General features: G+C 63.2%; 1 protein-coding gene. It reads right to left on the bottom strand.

Annotated features, from left to right (window positions below; all coding sequences use genetic code 11):
- On the bottom strand, positions 1 to 660 hold a 660-nt coding region (locus tag A3730_RS19205), incomplete at both ends, for a DUF58 domain-containing protein (protein ID WP_156501260.1).

The following is a 660-nucleotide window of genomic DNA, read 5'->3' on the forward strand; positions in this document are numbered from 1 at the left end:
CTGCTTTTGTTCCTGGGCGTCGGCACAGACGGTCAGCGCCTGATCGAAATCCTCCACCGGCTGACGGGCCAGGGCTTCCTGTTCGGGCAGCAGCATGTCGGCAATCAGCACCAGATGGTGGCGCCGCATCAAGCCGACGGCGCTGAGCAGGTCATCCAGATCCTCGTGTTGCAGCCGTGTCACCAGCACCACCAGTGCCCGTCGGCGGCTATGGCGTACCAGTTGGCGGGCGGCCAGGCTGAAGTCGCTGGCGTGCTGGCTGGGGTGCAGATCGTAGAGCCCGTTGAGCAAATGATTGAGACCATTCTGGCCCTGCACCGGCGGCAGCCAGCGTGGCTGGTCGCCGGAGAACAGCATGGCCCCGGCCTTGTCTTTCTGTTTGAGCGCACTCCAGGCAAGCAGCAGCGAGGCATTGAGCGCATGGTCGAAGCCGGTGAGCTTGCCCACTGGCATGCCCAGGCGCCGGCCACCATCCAGCATGATAAGCACTTGCTGGTTTTGCTCGTCCTGATACTCACGGCTGATCAAACTGCGGCGGCGGGCAGTGGCTTTCCAGTCGATCTGACGCAGGCTGTCGCCGGGGTGATACTCGCGTAACTGGTGAAATTCCATACCTTCGCCACGGCGGGGCTTGAGGCGACTGCCGGTGAGCAGAAAGGA

This window comes from Alcanivorax sp. HI0044 (assembly GCF_001634945.1).